Below are 20,714 nucleotides of genomic sequence, written 5' to 3' on the forward strand. Positions count from 1 at the left end.
CACAAAGATACGACCCAAACCGCAATTTGTTATGCATGCAGCATATCGGAAACGTTTGCAGCGATAAATAATTCAGGATTTTATCGGGGCTTGTTCCGCGTCAGCACCATCAGGGAGTAGCCGCCGAGCGTCTTGGTACAGAACTTCGGACTGATGGCGTAGAGCACCGTGCGCAGGGCGTCGGCAATCTGGTTTTTCAGCGTTTTGCGCTTGTGCACGGGCTCGGTGTACAGCCGGTCAATGACTTCGAAGCCGTAGTCCTCCAGGATGCTCACCACAAAATCTTCGGTGAAATTGTGAATGTGGCCCACCCGCTGCTTCGATTCGATGAGCATCTGCTCGCGCAGCAGGCTCCACGCACTCATATCCAGAGGGATGTGAAACAGAGTGTAAGCGCTTTTGTCGGCGATGCCGGCCAGGAATTCGAAATAGTTGTTGAGGTGCTCGATAACATCAATGACGAGCAGCAAATCGAAGGGTGCGGCGGGCGTGGGCTTTGTTAAATCGCGCAGCTCGAAGCGGATGCGCTCCGTCTGCTTGCGCGAGGCAATGGTGATGGCATCCTGCGAGATGTCGTAGCCGGTGAACTGCGTGGTGGCGGGTAGCTGCTGCGCCAGCTGCACCAGGATTTCGCCGCTGCCGCAGCCCACTTCGCAGATGTTTTGCAGAGGTAATTTATTGCGCTGCAACAGCTTCAGAATACGGGCCGTTTTGAAGGGCGCGTCTTCTTCGTGCCAGGTGGGGTTGTTGGCGAGGTAGGTGTGGTCGTTATAAATATCCTTCATGCAGGGCAAAGCTAGAGCCGGCGCGAGCTTTCTTCTTTGCTACCGGGTTTCAAACACCCGGTTCAGGAACGCCACCGTATAGTTCAGGACGGGCTCAAACCAGGGATTGAACAGCACGAAGGAATGCGGCGTATTGGGAAAAGTATGAGCCTCGCTGTAAATGCCTAATGAATCGAGCTGTCGGCGCAGGTCGTCGCGGCCGGCATGCATGCGGTCCACGGCGCTGTTGAGGAAGAGGATGGGCGGTGTGTGGGCATCGACGTGCCGCAGGGGCGAGGCTTGTTCCCAGAGCTCCGGCCGTACGGTTTTGGAAGCTCCAAACCAGCGGGTGGCCGCCGAAGGGCCCTTATGGTCGTCGCCCTCGCCCGACTCGGGGTGGAGAAAAGCCAGAATGCCATCGGCATCTACTACTGCCTGCACCTGGCTGGAGTGGGAACGGTAACAGGGGCCGGCTGCATAGAGCGAGTCGTGGCTCGTGGTGCCCAGCAAAGCTGCCAGCTGCCCGCCGGCCGAAAAACCCCACACCGCCACCCGATTCGTGTCGATGGCGTAGCTGCGGGCGTGGGCGCGCAGCCAGCGCAGGGCGGTTTTCAGGTCCTGCACCGCCGCCGGGTAAGGCGCTTCGCCCGACAGCCGGTACTCGGCCGTGATGGCCACGAAACCGTGCCCGGCCAGCTGCTGCGCCAGGGGCCAGTGCTGTTCGCGGCTGCCGGAGCTCCAGCCGCCGCCGTGGATGATGAGCACGGCGGGGCGCTGGCGCTTGGTGGGCCGGTAAAACACATCGAGCTGCAGGGCGCGGCCGCCGGGCAGGTTGCAGTAGGTGAGGGCTGAGCTGCTGCGCACTCCTTTGGGTACGGCTGGCCGCGCTACGCTGATTTCGGGGTGTTGCTTCTGGGCCTTCAGGTAGGCACTGTGCGTGGTGAAAGAAGTATCGCGGGAAACGGTTTGGGCCAGGGCAGTACTGCTGGAAACCAGGAGCGTGACCAGAAGCCCGGGCAACGAGCGTGAGAAATAACCGGGCAAAGCAGAAACGCTGAAAGTGAATTACGGACGGAAAAATACCGCCCCGGCCTCGAAAACGATAACAACGGCCAACCAAACGGCCTTCTTGCCGTTCACCGCCTGCTACTTATTGCCATTCCATGCGCACTATGACAATTGGGCTGCTGGTAAGCGCCCTGCTTATTGGCTTAAGCACTTGTAATAACGATACGCCCGTGAACACTTCCGCCGCCGACTTTCCGCGCGCTACAGCCACCGTGGCGCAGCCGCTGGCTACCGTTCGTGCCCACATTTTCGCCGCGCTGCAGGGGAAGGATGTGCCGCTGCAGGTGCTCAGCCACCCGGAGCTGGGGCCGCAGTTCGACGACTTCGTTCTTTACACCAACGAGCAGCAGCGTATCGACTACGAGTTTCGCCAGCTGGATAAGGGCGGAGCAGTAATGTCGTCGGACGAGGTGCCAATGAACCTCGACAATGAGCCGCCCGCTACCATCACGCCCGCGCTCCGCGAGTTTATCACCCTACCCGTGCCCGGCCGCACGGCCGACCTGCTCATGCAGCGCGGCCGGGGCCCGTTCTGGTCGGTGCCGGAGTATCACGACGCCCAAAACCAGCCGCTGCCCTACACCTGCGACCACCTTGTTCACTTCACCGCCCAAGATGAAGAACGCACTCAAATCGAGATAATAAGCCTCAATTCTTACGTTCAAGATGGCAAGGAGTGGCGGCTTTCTGCGGGGCAGGACGGCCTGGGCTTGCCCTGGCCCCGGCGCATGCCCCGCAGCCGCGACGTGCTGCCTTCCGTCACCGACCAACAGCAGGTGCTGGCGCAGCTGGTGAAGCTGGCGGAGCAGCCGTAATCGCTCGGTCGTGGCTGACTGGCGTCAGGCTTTACTGCTTAAGCACCAGCTCCGCCTTGGTTACGCGCAGGCTTGGATTGGCCGCCGCGACCAGCATGGCCTTAAACGTGTAGCTCCCCGCGTCCGGAATTACCAGTTCGGCATTTTTGCCACTAAAGCGCCACTTTACGCTCCCGTTGATGTCCGTTTTTACTTCGCCGATGGTGACGTTTTTTTCGGTGGGGTCAAGCTGCAATTCCTTAAATGGGGTGCCGTCTTTGGTCACCTGCACTTGAAACCGGACGGGCGAAGCGCCTTCGTAAGCCAGGTCCATGTCGGACCACAGCGCGATTTCATCGCCCTTTTGCAGCTGTAAACTTGCTTCTCTCACGACTTCATGCCCGGGCGTGCTGACCTCGTTAATCGGCAGCCGGGCCACTTCTTTGCCCAGCAAGGCATCGCAGCTGCTTAGCAACGGCAGTAGCAGGGCCATGCCCCAGCAGGTGCGGTTTATTCCAGTGAGGGTTCGTTGCTGCTTCATGCGCTGGGTTGGTAATGGTAAGGCTGCAAGTTTACGGATTTCGGCTAATTACCGGAGCTGCCAGCAATAGCTGCCGGATAAACTGGCTGCGGCCCGCGTTTCCAAAGTTGCCGCCGCAGGCTGGTTACTCTGCCGTTGGCTGAATGTCCTGCTGGCCTTTGGTGAGCACCGGTTGCCGCGCCTTGCCCTTGGCCCGGCCTTTCTTAAAGGTGATGGTCCAGATGCTGTCGTAGTCGTCGTCGGGCCATTCCTGCGGCTCGGCGATGCCCAGGGCGGCGGCGATTCTCACAATGTTGTGGTGCTCCCACACCAGCAATACGGTGCCGCGCCGGCGCCGCAACTCCTTCGCGAGGCCCTTGACTTCGTCGGGGGCGTAGTCGCTGTTGATGGTCAGGTTGTGCTGCACGGCGTAGGGCAGCACGGTTTGCATCATCCGTACCCGGGTGGTCGTGTCCTTATCAGTGCCGATGCACGGTACGTAAGTGAACTGTGGCGGCCGGGGCATCACCCGGTTGAGTACCGCGGGCAAAGCCAGCGCCCGCCCGAAGCCTTGAGCCGAAAGGTTGTCGCCCTCGGTCGGTTTTTCGCCGTGCCGGATAATGACAACCTGCAGCAAGGGGCCCTTGGGAACCGGCGGGGCTTTGGGGTGCACCGGGTTGAGATGATAGAGCAGGAAGAGCTTGTGTCTGTCTGATTCGGTGAAGCGGTCTATCATGAGAGGACGGCAGGGCTGGGAGGGTAGGAGTGCCCGACAACGAATCTTTTGCGGCATACTAGCCCAACAGGGGCAGGGTTACAGGTGAGCTTTGGGCAGGTACTTTTAAATACTTCAACGCCGCCAACGCCGCTGCCGAAGCGGGCCGCGTCGCGCTGCCGCGCCCGGCTGGCCCGCTTCGGCAGCGGCCCCTTTACGCATAACACCCTGCGCCACTGAAGTGGGGAAGGTAGGGCGTCATTTTGAGCTGATTATAGATTATGACAAACTATATTTTTAATGCTGGTTGTTCAACATACAATCGCAGTATTCCTGCTTGTGCCTTCAGCATTTCCAAATAGTAAGCTGACTCGTATTTATCATAAACAAGCATTTTAGCTCCTTCAGAAGCTTCATCTGCGATTTCCATCCAATTGCTGCGCACTATTCCGTAGTCATCATATTCAGTTCGGTTGTTCAAAAATCGGTTATAATGCTCCCTGGATGTTGTTGCTGAAGCCTCATGAGCAATGGGCTCGATGAAATCATTGTTCTTGTATACCATAAACGTCCCGTAAGCTTTTGCCCCGCTCATGCTTATTCTATAAAGATAATTTTCGTAAGGCGTAATTGCCTGCATAGCAGCATGAGCTGCGCAATAAGCAATATTTCCTGTTATTTTATCGCTGGCTGTAATGTCTAAAGCTTCATCTGCTGCTCTTTGACATTCTTTTTCTGTGATTTCACCCCGTAGAAAGAACTCAGCTGCTTCCACCGCTAGACGAGGTTTTGTTTCTCCAGCATTGGCTAAATGAAGAACTAGTCTCGCCCAGTGGCAGCTAATTTGCGTTGACTCAATTAAATTTAATGGTGCCAGCGCCAATAGAAAATGAGGATTCGGACAAGTATTCCAAGCCGTAGTATAATCTAAGCCTTTAGTCCATTTGTTGTCTTGGAATAGGTGATTTTTCTCAAGAAACGCCTCAAATTCTTCAGGTGTTAGGTTTGGAGTAAACATTTTACGTTTATTGTATGCTATGTATTGAAAAAACATTTTAAATATTCTATCGGCTTAGCGAAGGTATGTCTTTGGCTTTTGTAGCATCCACAATGGCTTGCAGGGCCCCGAGCAGCGCCGGAAGCTGCGCCAGATAGTAGCGGTTTTCATCGAGGACGAATTCGGTGCCTTCGTATTTCAGGAAGCGCCATTCTACCCCGGTCGTGGAGCAACCATAGAGCGGCTGTGTAGGGTTGCCTTCAAACTCATTCAGGCGGCGTGCGGCGATAAGCTGGGCAGCGCATTGCAGCGTGCCGAGTTCAAGGTCCTGCTTTTTAGCCTCCGCAATGCAGAAAATGGGGGCCGTCACAAAGTCTTGGATACGGCTGTAGGAGAAGATAAAATCGCACTCGCCGCGCAAGCCCCGCGCCGGGTCCACATCGAGGTTCATGCCCGAATAGATGGAAAAGGAGCGGTTGTTCCGCTCACACAGTTCCAGCAATACGGGCGTAACCAGCCGCTCCGAGCGCGACTTCTCGCTGTTAAAACCAATGCCTTCTCCCATTTTCAGGGCCTGTTGCAACCAGTCGCTGGGTTGAATAGGGGCCACATTTGGAAAGAGCATTTCCGCTCGGAAGTGTGCCCCAAACTGCTGCCGCAAATCATAGAGGGTGAAATCAGAGTAAGCCATAACCAAAAGTAAGGCGCACCGCGCCGTATCCGTTCAATTCGTCAAATCCGTTTGAATCTGCGGTCTACATATTCCGCCGGTACTGCCCGCCGACCTCAAACAACGCATTCGTAATCTGCCCGAGCGAGCAGTATTTCACCGTTTCCATCAGCTCGGCGAAGAGGTTGCCGTTGGCCACGGCCACTTGCTGGAGCTGCTGGAGGCGCGCCGGGGCTTGGTCGGTGTTGCGCTGGTGCAGGAGCTGGAGCATCTCGATTTGGTAGAGCTTTTCCTCCTCCGTGGCCCGGATGACTTCGGCCGGCACCACGGTGGGCGAGCCTTTGGACGAGAGGAAGGTATTCACCCCGATGATGGGGTACTCGCCGGTGTGCTTCAGCATCTCGTAGTGCATGCTTTCCTCTTGGATTTTGCCGCGCTGGTACATGGTTTCCATGGCCCCGAGCACGCCGCCGCGCTCCGTGATGCGGTCGAATTCGAGTAGCACGACCTCTTCCACCAGGTCGGTCAGCTCCTCGATGATGAAGGAGCCTTGCAGCGGGTTTTCGTTTTTGGCCAGGCCCAGCTCGCGGTTGATGATAAGCTGAATGGCCATGGCGCGGCGCACCGATTCCTCGGTGGGCGTGGTGATGGCCTCGTCGTAGGCGTTGGTGTGCAGTGAGTTGCAGTTGTCGTAGATGGCATACAGCGCCTGCAGCGTGGTGCGGATGTCATTGAAGTCGATTTCCTGCGCGTGCAGGCTGCGGCCCGAGGTCTGGATGTGGTACTTCAGCATCTGGCTGCGGGCGTCGGCGCCGTATTTCAGCTTCATGGCCTTGGCCCAGATGCGGCGCGCCACCCGCCCAATCACGGCGTACTCGGGGTCGATGCCGTTGGAGAAGAAGAAGCTCAGGTTCGGCGCGAAGTCGTTGACGCTCATGCCGCGACTCACGTAGTATTCCACGAACGTGAAGCCGTTGCTCAACGTCAGGGCCAGTTGGGTGATGGGGTTGGCCCCGGCCTCGGCAATGTGGTAGCCGGAGATGGACACGGAATAGAAATTCCGCACCTTTTCGCGGATAAAGTATTCCTGCACGTCGCCCATCAGGCGCAGGGCGAATTCGGTGCTGAAAATGCAGGTGTTCTGGGCCTGGTCTTCCTTGAGAATATCGGCCTGCACCGTGCCGCGCACCTGCGTCAAGGTCTTGGCCTTGATGGCGGCGTACACGTCGGCCGGCAGCACGTCCTCGCCCGTCACGCCGAGCAGGAGCAGGCCAAGGCCGTCGTTGCCGGCGGGTAGCTCGCCCTGGTAGCGGGGGCGGAGCTGGTTTTTGGCGGCGAAAAGCTGGTCGATTTTGGCGTTGACTTCATCCGTCAGCCCGTGCTCTTGGATGTAGAGCTCGCACTGCTGGTCGATGGCCGCGTTCATGAAAAACGCCGCCAGCGTGGCGGCCGGGCCGTTTATCGTCATCGACACCGAGGTGCTGGGGTTGGCCAGGTTGAAGCCCGAGTAGAGCTTCTTGGCGTCGTCGAGGCAGGCGATGCTCACGCCCGCGTTGCCAATTTTGCCATAGATATCGGGCCGGTGGTCGGGGTCTTCGCCGTAGAGCGTCACCGAGTCGAAGGCCGTGCTTAGGCGCTTGGCGGGCAGGCCCATGCTCACGTAGTGGAAGCGGCGGTTGGTGCGCTCCGGCCCGCCCTCGCCGGCAAACATGCGCGTGGGGTCCTCGCCCTCGCGCTTGAAGGGGAACACGCCGGCCGTGTAGGGGAATTCGCCGGGGAAATTCTCCTGCATGGCCCAGCGCAGCCGGTCGCCCCAGCCGGTATAGCGCGGCACGGCTACTTTGGGAATGCTGTTGCCCGACAAGGACTTGGTGTGCGTTTGCACCCGGATTTCCTTGCCGCGCACCGCGTACACGTACTCCGGGTTGCGGTAGTTTTGCAGCGTATTTTCCCAGTTTTCCAGGATGGCCTGGCTGTCAGCGTCAAGGCGGCGGAGCTGGGTCTGCTTGTTTTTGGCGAAGTCTTCCACCAGGCCGTCGCCGTCTTTTTTCTCGGTGCGGTAGTGCTCTTCGAGCTTGGCAAACGCCCCGGCTACTTCCGCAATCTGGGCTTGCTCGCGCACGCGCTGGTCGTAGGCGCGGTTGGTTTCGGCAATCTCGGAAAGGTAGCGGGTGCGGTGCGGCGGGATGATGTAAATCTTCTCCGAGTCCTCCGTCGTCGTTTCGAGGTGGGAGGCGAAGGTGGCACCGGTTTTGGTTTCCAGCATCTTGAGCACCGCCCGGTACAGGCGGTTCATGCCCGGGTCGTTGAACTGCGAGGCGATGGTGCCGAAGACCGGCATCTGGTCCGTCGGCGTGTCCCAGAGGCCGTGGTTGCGCTGGTATTGCTTGCGCACGTCGCGCAGGGCGTCGAGGGCGCCGCGCTTGTCGAACTTGTTGAGGGCGATGACGTCGGCAAAATCGAGCATGTCGATTTTCTCCAGCTGGGTAGCCGCGCCGTACTCGGGTGTCATCACGTAGAGGCTGGCGTCGGAGTGCTCGATGATTTCGGTGTCGGACTGACCGATACCGCTGGTTTCGAGAATGATAAGGTCGTAGTTGGCGGCGCGCACCACGTCCACTGCATCCTGCACGTAGCGGCTCAGGGCGAGGTTGCTCTGGCGCGTGGCCAGGCTGCGCATGTACACCCGCGGGTTGTTGATGGCGTTCATCCGAATCCGGTCGCCGAGCAGCGCGCCGCCGGTTTTGCGCTTGCTGGGGTCGACGGAGATGATGGCAATGGTTTTGGTTGGGAAGTCCAGCAGGAAGCGGCGAACGAGCTCATCGACCAGCGAGGATTTGCCCGCGCCGCCCGTGCCGGTGATGCCGAGAATTGGTGCCTGGTGCTTGGTGCTTAGTGCTTGGTTCTGGCTGTTATCGCTCAGTTGAAACTCCTGCACCAATTGGCCCTTCACCCGCTCAAACTCCTTGGGGAAGTTCTCCGCCGCCGAAATCAACCGACCGATGCTGCGGGCGTCTTTCTCCTGCACATGGCCGGCTTCGCCGTTCAGGTTTTCGCCGGTAGGAAAGTCGCTCTTTTCCAGCAGGTCATTAATCATGCCCTGCAGGCCCATAGCCCGGCCATCATCCGGCGAGTAGATGCGAGTGATGCCGTAGCCCTGGAGCTCGGCAATCTCGGTGGGTAGAATCACGCCGCCGCCGCCGCCGAAGATTTTGATGTGGCCTGCGCCGCGCTCCTTCAGCAGGTCGTGCATGTACTTGAAGTACTCGTTGTGCCCGCCCTGGTAGCTGGTAATGGCAATGGCCTGGGCGTCTTCCTGAATGGCGCAATCCACAATTTCCTGCACCGAGCGGTTGTGGCCGAGGTGAATCACCTCCGCGCCGCTGCTCTGGATGATGCGGCGCATGATGTTGATGGCGGCGTCGTGCCCGTCGAATAAAGCGGCGGCGGTGACGATGCGAACGTGGTTCTTCGGCTTGTAAGGCTGGGTGGGAGCGGGATGCATAGAACGAATAGCGCGGAATTGCATTCCGCGACCGGAAAACGGGGTGGAAAATGGGAGTACGAAGGTACGAAAAAGCCCCGGCGGGGTACGCTGGGGCTTTCTATGAAATCGGGCAAACGAAGGCAACTTCTCGAGCGCCATCAGGCGGACTCAATTAGTAGGGCATTATCCGAATGTAATTGGCGGGCTCAGTGCCATGTACCACACAACCGCTACGATGATTGTCAGGCCAATTAAACCCCACACGAAATGAGTGGGCTGCGGCTTGCGTACTGTCGATTCAAACAGCTCATTCATGCAGGCTAGTGCGGTAGGAGTCACCAGTAGGCCCATCATTAACAAACGTAGGATTTCTTGAATTTCAATGTATGGTATTTTTGCCAGGATGATGATAACCGTGCCTGCGGCCCATGGGATGAAAAGAGTATAGATGACCATGCGCTGTCGGCGTTGGTATTTCATCACCGTTTTGGAGTCGTGGGCCTGCAGGAAAGCGGCGGCCATCAGGTAGCCTAGGCCAATTTGCATCAGCCCGCCCACAAAGGCTAGCAGCACGTTGACTATGTTGCCCAGCTCAAACAGCCAGCTCGGCACATACCAGAAGCCGCTTTGGGTGAAGGTGTCGGCCAGCAGGGCGCCAAAAAAAGCATTGAAGCCGTGAAAAGCAATCCACAGGGCGAGGAGCTTCACCACACCGCGGCGGGCCCGCAGGTTACGCCAATACACTTGGTACGCGATGAACCCCACTATCAGGCTAACCAATGGCCCAACGCCGTAGGCCGCGATGACCGCCGTACGCCACCAGTCGCCATCGGCCATCGAATACACAATCCGACTGGGGTCCCAGCTGCCGCGCAATGAAAAATGCTGCGAGACAGTCATCTTGGCTATCTGGTGCAGGCCGTAGATGAAATAGTAGGCCAGCACATAAAGCACCGTCCCGTTGACGGCTGAAATAAGAAACTTGCGGTTTTCGAGACGTTCGGAATCGGTAGGCGAAGTAACTGGAGTAGCGTCTGAACTCATTGGCGGCGCTGGTCGATGAAGAAACCGGAGATAAAATAAAAGTCAAAACTACGCAGTTGCGGCCATTCCGGCGCTATACTGCTCCGGCCAGCTTTTGGCCAGCTGCTGGCTTTTGCGCCTCTAAATTCGTACCTTCGCGGACCGAAAAACTGCCCTAGTGAAGAATATCCGCAATTTTTGCATCATCGCCCACATCGACCACGGTAAAAGTACCCTGGCCGACCGGCTCTTAGAATTTACGAGCACCGTGGCCAAGCGCGACATGCAGGCCCAGCTGCTCGACAACATGGATTTGGAGCGCGAGCGCGGCATCACCATCAAGAGCCACGCCATCCAGATGCAGTACCCTTATAAAGGGGAAGTCTACACGCTCAACCTCATTGATACGCCCGGCCACGTCGACTTCAGCTACGAGGTAAGCCGCAGCATTGCGGCCTGTGAAGGCGCTTTGCTCATCGTCGATGCCTCGCAGGGGATTGAAGCCCAAACGATTTCCAATCTGTACCTCGCTATCGGGGCTGATTTGGAAATTATTCCGGTGCTCAATAAAATCGACCTGCCGCACGCCATGCCGGAGGAAGTGACCGACGAAATCGTGGACCTCATCGGCTGCGACCCGGAGGACATTATCCACGCTTCGGGTAAGGCCGGCATTGGTATCGAAAACATCCTCAACGCCATCTGCGAGCGGATTCCGGCCCCGAAAGGCGACCCGGAAGCGCCGCTGCAGGCGCTGATTTTCGACTCCGTATTTAATTCCTACCGCGGCATCGAAGTGCTGTTCCGCATCAAGAACGGCACCATGAAGAAGGGCGACAAGCTGCGCTTCATGGCCACCGGCAAGGAGTACGGCGCCGACGAAATCGGCATCCTAGGCCTCAACCAGGAGCCGCGCTCCGAAATGCGCGCCGGCAACGTGGGCTACCTCATCTCGGGCATCAAGGAAGCGCGCGAGGTGAAGGTGGGCGACACCATTACCCACGTGCATAATCCTACTAAAGAGGCCATTGTGGGCTTCGAGGACGTGAAGCCGATGGTATTTGCCGGGATTTACCCGGTCGAAACCACGGAGTACGAAGAGCTGCGCACCAGCATGGAAAAGCTGCAGCTCAACGACGCCTCGCTGGTGTGGGAGCCGGAAACGTCGGCCGCCCTAGGCTTTGGGTTCCGCTGCGGTTTCCTGGGCATGCTGCACATGGAAATCGTGCAGGAGCGCCTGGAGCGCGAGTTCAACATGACGGTCATCACCACCGTGCCGAGCGTGCAGTTCCACGCCATTGGCACCAAGGACCAGCTGCTGACCATCAACGCGCCCTCGGAGATGCCCGAGCCCAACCTCATCAAAAGCATCGAGGAGCCGTACATCAAAGCGCAGATTATCACCGCCTCCGATTACGTCGGGCCCATCATCACGCTTTGCATGGAGAAGCGCGGCATCATTAAGGGCCAGAGCTATCTGACTTCCGAGCGGGTGGAGATGAACTTCGAACTGCCGCTGTCCGAAATCGTGTTCGACTTTTTCGACAAGCTCAAAACCATCAGCCGCGGCTACGCCTCGCTGGACTACGAGCTGATTGGCTTCCGCGAGTCGGATATGGTGAAGCTCGATATCATGCTCAATGGCGAGAAGGTCGATGCGCTGTCGGCCATCGTGCACCGCTCCAAGAGCTACGACTGGGGCCGCCGCCTCTGCGAAAAGCTCCGCGAGCTGCTGCCGCGCCAGATGTTCGACATCGCCATCCAGGCCTCGATTGGGCAGAAAATCATTGCCCGCGAAACCGTGAAAGCCCTGCGCAAAAACGTAATTGCCAAGTGCTACGGCGGCGACATCAGCCGGAAGCGCAAGCTGCTCGAAAAGCAGAAAGAGGGTAAGAAGCGGATGCGTTCCGTGGGCTCCGTCGAAATTCCGCAGGAAGCGTTCTTGGCGGTGTTGAAAATTGACTAGTACATAAAAAGGGCGGCCTGCATAGCAGGTCGCCCTTTTTATTTGTTGTAAGTTGAAGCTTATACCATGCTAGGCGCCGGCTGTGACTCCACCGGACCTACGTAGCGAACCTCGTTCGAAAAGCCCCACATTGGGAGAACAATGTAGCCAAAGAACAGCAGCAGAATAAAATTGCCGACTCCGCCCTTGCCATACGACTTCGCGAAGCTGCTGAGCAGCGTCAAAAGAAAGTAAATGTTGACGATAGGAATGAAAAGCAGGATGATTTTCCAGGTTTCCCGCCCTACGATTTCCTGCATCACAATAGTGCTGTAAATGGGAATGATGCTGGCCCAACCGGGTTTGCCGGCTTTCTCAAACAGTTTCCAGATGCCGGCAATTGTCAGAATGATAAGTGCCAGGTAAATGATGCCAATGATGATGGCAACAAAGCCAAAGGATTGGTTTTCCATTGTAGGTGTGTTGGGATAAGGTGATTGGTTGAAGGTTTCGGCAGCAATGTAGCTGGTTTTTTTGAAATACTGATTTTAACAAATTAATTTTTTTGCCATGACCCCGGAAAACGTGCTGGTGGAAACCTCCCGCCTCATCGACGGCAAGCAGACCGCCGAAGACATCAAAGTTGAAATTGCTGCCGAAGTAGCGCAGCGCAGGGCCGCCGGCCACAAAGTACCGCACCTGGCCGCCATTCTCGTGGGCCACGACGGTGGCTCCGAAACCTACGTTCGCAACAAAGTGCTGGCCTGCGAGCGGGTAGGCTTCGCCAGCACCCTGCTGCGCTACGAAGACGACATTACCGAGGCCGAGCTGCTGGCCAAAGTAGCCGAGCTGAACGAAGACCCCGAAATCGACGGCTTCATCGTACAGCTGCCGCTGCCCAGGCACATCGACCCCGATAAGGTGATTGAGGCCATTCGGCCCGAGAAGGACGTCGATGGCTTCCATCCCATGAATATCGGTCGGATGGTGGCCGGCCTGCCGGCGCTGCTGCCCGCTACGCCCTCCGGTATCGTGGAATTATTGGCCCGGCAGGGCATCAAAACCAGCGGCAAGCACTGCGTGGTAATTGGGCGTTCCAACATCGTGGGCACGCCGGTTAGCATTCTGTTGGCTAAGAATCTGGATACGGCCAACTGCACCGTTACTTTATGTCATTCGCGGACGCAGAACCTGGCCGATATATGCCGTACGGCCGACATCGTGGTAGCCGCCATCGGCCGCCCCGAGTTCGTGACCGCCGACATGATTAAGCCCGGCGCGGTGGTCATCGATGTGGGCACTACCCGCGTGGCCGACGCCAGCAAAAAAAGCGGCTTCACGCTGAAGGGGGATGTGAATTTTTCCGAGGTGGCGCCTTTGGCGTCGCGTATCACGCCGGTGCCGGGCGGAGTGGGCCCAATGACCATTGCGATGCTTTTGTTGAATACTTTGCGGGCCGCCAAGGGCGAAATTCACCCCAAGTAGGCGAGGGAATTTTTAGCAGTTTTTGGATATTGCGCCTGGCGGCTGTACTTTTAAAGTCCGACCTTGGGAACACCGGGTTCGGAAGCGGGCGTTTGGACTTTTCCTGTCCTTCGCCCCCGCATTATGAGAGAAGCTGCCCTACCTACGCTCGACGTTTTATCGACAACACCTCCATCACCGGCGGCCCTTGGCTTGCTGCCGGTGATGGAGCAATTTTATACTATTCAAGGCGAAGGCTTTAATACCGGTCGTGCGGCCTATTTTATTCGTCTGGGTGGCTGCGACGTGGGCTGCCACTGGTGCGATGTAAAGGAGTCGTGGGACGCCGAAGCGCACCCCCGCCAGTCGATTGACGAGCTCGTGGCGGCCGTGCTCGAACACCCCGGCCGCAACGTGGTAATCACCGGCGGTGAGCCGCTGATGCACGATTTGACGGCCCTCACGGCCGCCCTGCAAGCCGCTGGCTGCCAAACCTGGCTCGAAACCTCCGGTGCCCACCCGCTCAGCGGGAGTTGGGACTGGGTGTGCGTGTCGCCGAAGAAATTCAAGGCGCCGCTGCCGGCCGTGCTGGCGGCGGTTCATGAATTGAAAGTGGTGGTGTTTAATGAATCGGATTTCGCTTGGGCTGAGGCGCATGCGGCCCAGGTGCCGGCCCACACCCGTCTATATCTGCAGCCGGAATGGAGCCGGGCTGCCCGCGTGACCCCCGCTATTATCGACTACGTGAAGCAGAACCCGCGCTGGCAGGTGTCGCTGCAGACGCATAAATACCTTGACATCCCGTAGCTTTCGGCCATGCTCCGTTTTGTAGTTCGTCGCGCGGGTCGCTGGGGAGGGTTATTTGTTCTGTTATTCGCGCTCACGCTGCCAGTAATCGGCCAGCCCGGCCGGCTGGTGCTCAACAATACCAAAGCCCAAAGCTTGTACGATAAGGCGCAGCAATACGCCAAAGCCCGCGACTTCAACAAAGCGCTGGAAACGCTTGCGCAGCTGAACCAGAAGTTTCCTTCCATCGGCGAAGCCTTCATCATGAGGGGCTCACTGCTGAAGGCTATGGGCGACAACCGTGCTGCTTTAACGGCCTACCGCGAGGGCCTGAGCAAAGTCCACATCGACTCCAGCCGCGCCAACGATTTACAATTGTTGGGCGACCTGGCTTTGAGCTACGGCGAGTACCAGACCGCCGCCGACGCCTACCGCCAGCTGCTGAAAGTGGCGCCCAAAACGATGCGCAACCTAGCCAGGTCGGAGCGGCAGCTACGCACCTGCGAGTTTGCCATTGAAGCCATGCGCCACCCTACCGGCGAGGCCCCTACGCGGCTGCCCTCGCCGCTCAATGCGTTCAAATTTCAGTATTTCCCGGCCCTGACGGCCGACAACCGCTTTCTGCTCTTCACCGGCCGGCCCTCGGCCAACAGCGGCGAAGACCTGTACGTGAGCAAACAGAGTAAAGACGGCGTGGCCAGCGAGCCCGTGCCAGTGTCGGCAGTCATCAACTCTTCCTACAACGAAGGCGCAGGCACCATCTCCGGCGACGGCAAAACGCTGGTATTCGCCTCCTGCGACCGGCCCCACGCCATCGGTAACTGCGATTTGTATATCTCGCGCCGCACCGGTAACAACTGGAGCCGCCCCGAAAACCTGGGCTCCAACGTCAATTCCGTGGAATGGGACTCGCAGCCCTCGCTCTCGGCCGACGGCCGGACACTCTACTTCACCTCGACGCGGCGCGGCGGCCAAGGCCTCGAGGATTTGTACGTGAGCACCATGCGCGACGATGGCACCTGGAGCGCGGCCCAGAACCTAGGAACGCCCATCAACACGCCTGGCAAGGACATGGCGCCCTTTATCCACGCCAGCGGTACCACACTTTACTACGTCACCGATGGGCTCATTGGCATGGGCGGGCTCGATGTGTTCCGTAGCGAGCGCAGCCCCGTGAATGGGCAGTGGAGCGAGCCACGCAATCTCGGCTACCCGCTCAATACGTTTGAGAACGAGGCTTCTCTGTTCATTACTTCGGATAACCAGCGCGGTTTCTGTTCCCGCTCGCGGGCCTCGCAGGAGCCCACGGGCGGCTTCAAGCTGATGCGCGAGAAGCCAGTGGAGTTGTTCGGCTTTGAGGTGCCCAACCCGGTGAAGGCCCGCGAAACCAGCACCTACACGCAGGGCCGCGTGTTCGATGCCATTACCAAGAAGCCCTTGCGGGCCGATGTGAAGCTCTATGATGTTGATACCGATGCGCTAATTCAGTTTGTGACCTCCGACCCGGAGGATGGCGACTACACCATCGTGCTCAATGAAGGGCACCACTACGCCATGTATGCCTCGGCCGATAAGTACCTGCTCAAGAGCCTTAGCTTCGACTACTCCGACCAGCATACCTTCAATCCGCTTATGCTCGACATTTACCTGGAGCCAGTGCGGGCGGGTCGGAGCGTGGTGCTGAATAATCTGTTCTTCGATACTAACAAGTATGACCTCAAGCCGCAGTCCCGCACGGAGTTGAATCGACTTATTGAGTTCATGCGGCAATACAAGGAGGTGCAAATCGAAGTGTCGGGCTACACTGACAATGTGGGCACGCCGGAGTCTAATATGCTGCTTTCGCAGCGCCGGGCCCAGTCGGTGATGGATTACCTGGTGAGCCATGGCTTGCCAGCCAGCCGCCTGCGCTCGAAGGGCTATGGCGAGAAAAACCCGCTGGCTCCGAACGACACCGAAATCCACCGTCGGCAGAACCGTCGCATCGAGTTGCACATCCTCTAGCATTTCTGGTTTTCGCGGATTAGACCGGTTTTGGCGGTGATTACAGGGATTTGGAATGCTTTGGGAGCGCTGCCAAACCACAAATGCGCCAGCTCATTTTAGGACTTCTCCGGCGCAGTTTACTTAAAGTAAGGCTTTAGAGAAGTGAAAATTTAATAGGATTCAGCCGGAAAAATGTATGGTTCGCCTAATGGCGGACTTTTTTTTTGCTTTGACACAGACTTTTTCACGAGCCGACATAATCTCGAATATGAGATGTTTATAGTGATTTAGAAAAAGTGTTCAACTAAAAAAGTGCCAGAAAAAATTTATTTTATTCAAACGCAGAGTGTGCGTATGTTTGAAATGGCCAAGCGGAACCGCCGCAGCCTGAATTTGCACTTTTTCACTTTCACCACTTTTTCAGCCCATGAAAAGCATAGTTTTGGCGACCTGCCTTGCGGCAGGCGTCAGCGGCACTCCGGTGGCCGCTGCTGGTCCCGGCGACCGTTACTACACCCCCCAGATGGTGGCGCGTGCCACCACGCTCACGCGGGCGCTGGCCCAGCGCATCCACTTCAACGAAGGCCAGTACCTAGCCGTGAAGCAGCTGCATCTGGACATGCTCACCGAGCGCCGCGACCTCGAAATCCTGCTTAACGGCGCCAGCGACGAGGAGCGCGACACGCAGCTCGCCGTAGCCCAGCGCCGCTACGAGGATGCCCTGACGCAGCTGATGCAGCCCGAGCAACTGGTGGCCTACCAGGAGCTGCGCTCCAACTTCACGGCGCACCGCATTAAGTAGGGGAGTGGTTTAGCTACAAACCCTTGGACGCAAAAAAGCCCGCTCAGTGAGCGGGCTTTTTTGTTGGTGCAGGCGCGGAATGAAATTCCGCGCTACGGCTAGCGGCTGGCGATTTCGACGTAGTCGCGCTCGGTTTCGCCGGTGTAGATTTGACGCGGGCGGCCGATGGGCTCTTTGTTCTCGCGCATCTCTTTCCACTGGGCAATCCAGCCGGGCAGGCGGCCCAGGGCAAACATCACCGTGAACATCTCGGTGGGGATGCCCAGGGCTTTGTAGATGATGCCGGAGTAAAAGTCTACGTTCGGGTAGAGCTTGCGGTCCACGAAATACTGGTCGGTGAGGGCGGCTTGCTCCAGCTCCTTGGCGATTTTCAGCAGCGGGCTGTCCTGCAGCCCCAGGGCTTGCAGCACTTCATCGGCCGCCTTTTTGATGATGGTGGCGCGGGGGTCGAAGTTCTTGTACACGCGGTGGCCGAAGCCCATGAGGCGGAACGAGTCATTCTTGTCCTTGGCCTTGTCAATGAACTTGCTGGTGTCGCCACCGTCGCGCTCGATGGCTTCGAGCATTTCCACCACTTCCTGGTTGGCGCCGCCGTGCAGCGGGCCCCACAGAGCGTTGATACCGGCCGAAACCGAGCCGTAGAGCGAGGCATTAGCCGAGCCCACGAGGCGCACCGTCGAGGTGGAGCAGTTCTGCTCATGGTCGGCATGCAGGATGAGGAGCTTGTTGAGGGCGCTCACGACTACCGGGTTCAGCTCGTACTTCTCGGTGGGGAAGCTGAACATCATGTGCAGGAAGTTCGCGCAGTAGTCCATGTCGTTCCGCGGGTAGTTCAGCGGATGGCCCATCTGGTTTTTGTAGGTCCAGGCGGCAATGGTGGGCAGCTTGGCCATCAGGCGGATGACGTTCAGGTCGATTTCCTCCTTGCTCAGGTCCGGCGACACGCTTTCGGGGTAGAAGGCAGTGAGAGCACAGATGAGGCTGCTCAAGATGGCCATGGGGTGGGCCGCCGAGGGGAAACCGTCGAAAATCTTGCGCACGTCTTCGTGCACCAGCGTGTGCTTGGTAATCTGGCTGCTGAAGTCTTTCAGCTGCGCCTCGGTGGGCAGGCTGCCGTAAATCAGCAGGTAAGCTACTTCGAGGAAGCTGGATTTCTCGGCCAGCTGCTCGATGGGATAGCCGCGGTAGCGCAGAATGCCTTCTTCGCCGTCGAGGAAAGTGATGGCGCTTTTGGTGGCGCCGGTGTTTTTGTAGCCAGAGTCGAGGGTTACGTAACCAGTCTGGTCGCGCAGCTTACCGATGTCGAAAGCCTTTTCGTGTTCGGTTCCTTCGATGACGGGCAGGATAATGGATTTCCCGTCGAGGATAAGTTCAGCAGTTTCTGCCATGAGCGAGAGGGTGGAAGTTGTATTTGGCGCGAAGCTACGGCCTACCGGCCACGCCCGAAAATTTTACGCCACATTATAATCGATTTTTAACCTCCACGAGCCTAAAAGGTTTGGCCGTTGAGCTTCGATAACTCATTTACCGATACAAAACTGCGTAAAAATGCTGGTGAGCAAATCGTCGGAAGAAATTTCGCCCGTGATTTCGCCCAGCGCGGCCAGCGCGTGGCGCAAATCGGCGGCCAGCAGCTCGGTGCCGACGGCTATTTCCATACCCTGCTGCACGGCGGCCAGGTGGCTGGCGGCAGTTTCGAGGGCGCGGGCGTGGCGCACGTTGGTCACAATGGTAGCGGAGGCCGACTGCTCCAGGCCAGCGCCGCGCACCTGGGCTAATAAAGCGGTTTGGAGGTTGTCGAGACCGGTTTGGGTGGCGGCGGAAAGGAGCACCGGCTGTAGCTTGTGCGGCGTCGGGTGTTGGGTGTTAGGTGTTGGGTATTCGGTATTTAGGTCGGTAAAAGCGGCTGCTTGCGCCTCCGAAGCAGCATCCAGCTTATTTCCCACTACCAGCACCGGTAGCTGCGGCAACTCCCGCGTCAGTTCGGCTACGTCGGCGGCTACTTCGGCTGGCGTCAGATTCGTTAAATCAAACAGATAGAGCAGCAGCGCAGCCTGCCCGATGCGCTCGCGCGTGCGGCGCACGCCGATGGCTTCGACTTCGTCGGCCGGGTTGTCGCGTAGGCCCGCCGTATCCACGAAGCGGAAGCGGATGCTGTCGAGGCTGACTTCGTCTTCGATAAAATCGCGGGTAGTGCCGGGAATGGCCGATACGATAGCGCGTTCCTCGCGCAGCAAAGCATTGAGCAACGTTGATTTACCGGCATTTGGGCGGCCGGCGATGACGGTGGTAATGCCGTTCTTGATGACGCTGCCCAGCTCGAACGAGCGCAGCAAACCGGCTACCACGCCGCGCACCTCCGTCAGCAGGCGGGCCAAGCCGCTACGGTCGGCAAATTCCACGTCCTCTTCACCGAAGTCCAGCTCCAGTTCCAGCAGCGAGGCGAATTGCACCAGCCGCGCCCGCAGCCCGCGCAACTCGTCGGAGAAGCCGCCGCGCAGCTGATTCAGCGCCACGCGGTGGGAGAGAGCCGAGTCGGCGGCGATGAGGTCGGCCACGGCTTCGGCCTGGGCCAGGTCGAGGGCGCCGTTGAGGAAGGCGCGTTTGGTGAATTCGCCGGCCTCGGCCAGGCGGGCGCCCTGGCGCAGCAGCACGGCCAGCACTTGGCGCACCACGTAATCGGAGCCGTGGCAGCTGATTTCGACCACGTCTTCGCGGGTGAAGGAGCGGGGGGTATGGTACAACGCCACCACTACTTCGTCGAGGATGGCCGCGCTGTTGGGGTCGCGCAGGGTGCCGTAGTGCAGGGTATGGCCGGGCTGGTCGGCCAGGTTTTTCTTTGAAAAAATGCTGGCAGTAATGTGGACGGCTTCCGGTCCGGAGAGGCGAATGACGGCCAGCGCCCCCGCGCCGGGCGGCGTGGACAAAGCCACAATAGTATCGAAGGAAAGCATCATGCCGTCACAAACAAATTACGGCTCACTTCGGCTGAAATCAACACCGTGCGCTCTTGGTTGACGCGGAGCTCAAAGGAGTTATCGAAGGCTACTTTATCCAATACTTCAAGCTGGGAGCCGAGCTGCAAACCCACTTTGCTCAGGTATTGCAGGAAGGCTGGCTGGGTGTTTTTGACCGCTGCCACGGTGCCCAGCTCGCCGATTGCTAACTCGGCTAGCAGGCGGTGGGCCGCCCGCTGCACCGAGCCATCTTCGCCTGGAATGGGGTCGCCGTGCGGGTCGCTCACGGGGAAGCCCAGAAAGGCATCGAGCCGCCGCATGAGCAGCGGCGACTGCACGTGCTCCAGCTCCTCGGCCACTTCATGCACTTCGTCCCAGTCGAAACCAAGCTCTTTTACCAAAAAAACCTCCCACAGCCGATGCTTGCGGATGGTGAGCAGGGCGCAGCGGCGGCCGTCCTCGGTGAGGTTGACGCCGCGGTATTTCTCATAGGCCAGCAGGCCCTTGTCGGCTAGGCGGCGCAGCATATCGGTGACCGAGGCGGGGCGGGTTTCCAGAGCCGCCGCGATGCGGTTGGTGCTCACGCCGGGGGCGTCGGGCTCGGCGTCGGCGAGCTTGTAGATGGCTTTGAGGTAGTTCTCTTCGGTGTGGCTGGGCATTGGTTGAATTATGAGTTATGAATTATGAGTTATGAATTGGGGTCGGAGGGTTGACGCTATGCCAACTCATAATTCAT

General features: G+C 58.3%; 18 protein-coding genes. 6 read left to right on the forward strand and 12 right to left on the reverse strand.

Going from position 1 to position 20,714, the window contains the following annotated elements; translation table 11 throughout:
* Positions 1–80 precede the first annotated feature (80 nt).
* Together Q5H93_RS02420 and Q5H93_RS02425 are read right to left on the reverse strand one after the other, a co-directional pair.
* On the reverse strand, positions 81–785 hold the full coding sequence (locus tag Q5H93_RS02420; RefSeq protein ID WP_305004889.1) for a class I SAM-dependent methyltransferase: 705 nt from the start codon (positions 783–785) through the stop codon (positions 81–83).
* Positions 786–824: 39 nt separating this feature from the next.
* Positions 825–1,784, reverse strand: a complete 960-nt coding sequence (locus tag Q5H93_RS02425) for an alpha/beta hydrolase (protein WP_305004890.1) — start codon at positions 1,782–1,784, stop codon at positions 825–827.
* 143 nt (positions 1,785–1,927) lie between these two features.
* Here Q5H93_RS02425 and Q5H93_RS02430 point away from each other — a divergent pair, with 143 nt between their 5' ends.
* Entirely contained in the window at positions 1,928–2,647 is a 720-nt protein-coding gene (locus Q5H93_RS02430) for a hypothetical protein (RefSeq protein ID WP_305004891.1), read from the forward strand.
* A 31-nt stretch (positions 2,648–2,678) separates the two neighbouring features.
* Here Q5H93_RS02430 and Q5H93_RS02435 read toward each other — a convergent pair whose 3' ends face one another.
* From Q5H93_RS02435 to Q5H93_RS02460, 6 genes are all read right to left on the reverse strand, one after another.
* Positions 2,679–3,167: a hypothetical protein gene (locus Q5H93_RS02435; protein WP_305004892.1), complete on the reverse strand. Its 489-nt coding sequence runs from the start codon at positions 3,165–3,167 to the stop codon at positions 2,679–2,681.
* 124 nt (positions 3,168–3,291) lie between these two features.
* Complete coding sequence (locus Q5H93_RS02440) at positions 3,292–3,882, reverse strand: histidine phosphatase family protein (RefSeq protein ID WP_305004893.1); 591 nt, start codon at positions 3,880–3,882, stop codon at positions 3,292–3,294.
* A 268-nt stretch (positions 3,883–4,150) separates the two neighbouring features.
* Entirely contained in the window at positions 4,151–4,915 is a 765-nt protein-coding gene (locus Q5H93_RS02445; RefSeq protein WP_305004894.1) for a hypothetical protein, read from the reverse strand.
* 10 nt (positions 4,916–4,925) lie between these two features.
* Positions 4,926–5,549 carry a hypothetical protein gene (locus tag Q5H93_RS02450; RefSeq protein ID WP_305004895.1) on the reverse strand — a complete coding sequence of 208 codons (624 nt, stop codon included), beginning with the start codon at positions 5,547–5,549 and terminating at the stop codon, positions 4,926–4,928.
* A 64-nt stretch (positions 5,550–5,613) separates the two neighbouring features.
* Positions 5,614–9,033 (reverse strand): methylmalonyl-CoA mutase family protein, encoded by a 3,420-nt coding sequence (locus Q5H93_RS02455; protein ID WP_305004896.1) that lies wholly within the window; start codon positions 9,031–9,033, stop codon positions 5,614–5,616.
* 165 nt (positions 9,034–9,198) lie between these two features.
* Positions 9,199–10,059, reverse strand: coding sequence for a hypothetical protein (locus tag Q5H93_RS02460; RefSeq protein WP_305004897.1), 861 nt, complete (start codon positions 10,057–10,059; stop codon positions 9,199–9,201).
* Between the two features lie 157 nt (positions 10,060–10,216).
* Here Q5H93_RS02460 and lepA point away from each other — a divergent pair, with 157 nt between their 5' ends.
* Positions 10,217–12,004 carry a translation elongation factor 4 gene (gene lepA, locus Q5H93_RS02465; protein ID WP_305004898.1) on the forward strand — a complete coding sequence of 596 codons (1,788 nt, stop codon included), beginning with the start codon at positions 10,217–10,219 and terminating at the stop codon, positions 12,002–12,004.
* Positions 12,005–12,063: 59 nt separating this feature from the next.
* Here the strand turns inward: lepA and Q5H93_RS02470 are convergent, their stop codons facing one another.
* A complete protein-coding gene (locus Q5H93_RS02470; RefSeq protein WP_305004899.1) occupies positions 12,064–12,456 on the reverse strand; it encodes a DUF5684 domain-containing protein in 393 nt (130 codons plus the stop codon).
* A gap of 97 nt (positions 12,457–12,553) precedes the next feature.
* Between Q5H93_RS02470 and Q5H93_RS02475 the strand changes: the two genes are divergently transcribed.
* From Q5H93_RS02475 to Q5H93_RS02490, 4 genes are all read left to right on the forward strand, one after another.
* On the forward strand, positions 12,554–13,468 hold the full coding sequence (locus Q5H93_RS02475; protein ID WP_305004900.1) for a bifunctional 5,10-methylenetetrahydrofolate dehydrogenase/5,10-methenyltetrahydrofolate cyclohydrolase: 915 nt from the start codon (positions 12,554–12,556) through the stop codon (positions 13,466–13,468).
* A gap of 204 nt (positions 13,469–13,672) precedes the next feature.
* Entirely contained in the window at positions 13,673–14,254 is a 582-nt protein-coding gene (locus Q5H93_RS02480) for a 7-carboxy-7-deazaguanine synthase QueE (RefSeq protein WP_305005305.1), read from the forward strand.
* 9 nt (positions 14,255–14,263) lie between these two features.
* A complete protein-coding gene (locus Q5H93_RS02485; protein WP_305004901.1) occupies positions 14,264–16,237 on the forward strand; it encodes an OmpA family protein in 1,974 nt (657 codons plus the stop codon).
* 409 nt (positions 16,238–16,646) lie between these two features.
* Complete coding sequence (locus Q5H93_RS02490) at positions 16,647–17,021, forward strand: hypothetical protein (RefSeq protein WP_305004902.1); 375 nt, start codon at positions 16,647–16,649, stop codon at positions 17,019–17,021.
* A 98-nt stretch (positions 17,022–17,119) separates the two neighbouring features.
* Here Q5H93_RS02490 and Q5H93_RS02495 read toward each other — a convergent pair whose 3' ends face one another.
* From Q5H93_RS02495 to Q5H93_RS02505, 3 genes are all read right to left on the reverse strand, one after another.
* Positions 17,120–18,409, reverse strand: coding sequence for a citrate synthase (locus Q5H93_RS02495; protein WP_305004903.1), 1,290 nt, complete (start codon positions 18,407–18,409; stop codon positions 17,120–17,122).
* 132 nt (positions 18,410–18,541) lie between these two features.
* A complete protein-coding gene (mnmE, locus tag Q5H93_RS02500; protein WP_305005306.1) occupies positions 18,542–19,975 on the reverse strand; it encodes a tRNA uridine-5-carboxymethylaminomethyl(34) synthesis GTPase MnmE in 1,434 nt (477 codons plus the stop codon).
* Complete coding sequence (locus Q5H93_RS02505; protein ID WP_305004904.1) at positions 19,975–20,637, reverse strand: metal-dependent transcriptional regulator; 663 nt, start codon at positions 20,635–20,637, stop codon at positions 19,975–19,977. The genes mnmE and Q5H93_RS02505 overlap by 1 nt, the downstream gene beginning before the upstream one ends.
* Positions 20,638–20,714 lie beyond the last annotated feature (77 nt).

The organism is Hymenobacter aranciens, from assembly GCF_030580865.1.
GTDB lineage: Bacteria > Bacteroidota > Bacteroidia > Cytophagales > Hymenobacteraceae > Hymenobacter > Hymenobacter aranciens.

What these genes read in the sequence shown, in the direction of transcription:
- Q5H93_RS02485 (WP_305004901.1), top strand. Translation starts at nt 14,264, where the DNA reads ATGCTCCGTTTTGTAGTTCGTCGCGCGGGTCGCTGGGGAGGGTTATTT.
- mnmE (WP_305005306.1), bottom strand. Translation starts at nt 19,975, where the DNA reads ATGCTTTCCTTCGATACTATTGTGGCTTTGTCCACGCCGCCCGGCGCG.
- Q5H93_RS02440 (WP_305004893.1), bottom strand. Translation starts at nt 3,882, where the DNA reads ATGATAGACCGCTTCACCGAATCAGACAGACACAAGCTCTTCCTGCTC.
- Q5H93_RS02480 (WP_305005305.1), top strand. Translation starts at nt 13,673, where the DNA reads ATGGAGCAATTTTATACTATTCAAGGCGAAGGCTTTAATACCGGTCGT.
- Q5H93_RS02420 (WP_305004889.1), bottom strand. Translation starts at nt 785, where the DNA reads ATGAAGGATATTTATAACGACCACACCTACCTCGCCAACAACCCCACC.
- Q5H93_RS02455 (WP_305004896.1), bottom strand. Translation starts at nt 9,033, where the DNA reads ATGCATCCCGCTCCCACCCAGCCTTACAAGCCGAAGAACCACGTTCGC.
- Q5H93_RS02475 (WP_305004900.1), top strand. Translation starts at nt 12,554, where the DNA reads ATGACCCCGGAAAACGTGCTGGTGGAAACCTCCCGCCTCATCGACGGC.
- Q5H93_RS02435 (WP_305004892.1), bottom strand. Translation starts at nt 3,167, where the DNA reads ATGAAGCAGCAACGAACCCTCACTGGAATAAACCGCACCTGCTGGGGC.
- Q5H93_RS02470 (WP_305004899.1), bottom strand. Translation starts at nt 12,456, where the DNA reads ATGGAAAACCAATCCTTTGGCTTTGTTGCCATCATCATTGGCATCATT.
- Q5H93_RS02495 (WP_305004903.1), bottom strand. Translation starts at nt 18,409, where the DNA reads ATGGCAGAAACTGCTGAACTTATCCTCGACGGGAAATCCATTATCCTG.
- Q5H93_RS02490 (WP_305004902.1), top strand. Translation starts at nt 16,647, where the DNA reads ATGAAAAGCATAGTTTTGGCGACCTGCCTTGCGGCAGGCGTCAGCGGC.
- Q5H93_RS02430 (WP_305004891.1), top strand. Translation starts at nt 1,928, where the DNA reads ATGCGCACTATGACAATTGGGCTGCTGGTAAGCGCCCTGCTTATTGGC.
- Q5H93_RS02450 (WP_305004895.1), bottom strand. Translation starts at nt 5,549, where the DNA reads ATGGCTTACTCTGATTTCACCCTCTATGATTTGCGGCAGCAGTTTGGG.
- Q5H93_RS02460 (WP_305004897.1), bottom strand. Translation starts at nt 10,059, where the DNA reads ATGAGTTCAGACGCTACTCCAGTTACTTCGCCTACCGATTCCGAACGT.
- Q5H93_RS02445 (WP_305004894.1), bottom strand. Translation starts at nt 4,915, where the DNA reads ATGTTTTTTCAATACATAGCATACAATAAACGTAAAATGTTTACTCCA.
- Q5H93_RS02505 (WP_305004904.1), bottom strand. Translation starts at nt 20,637, where the DNA reads ATGCCCAGCCACACCGAAGAGAACTACCTCAAAGCCATCTACAAGCTC.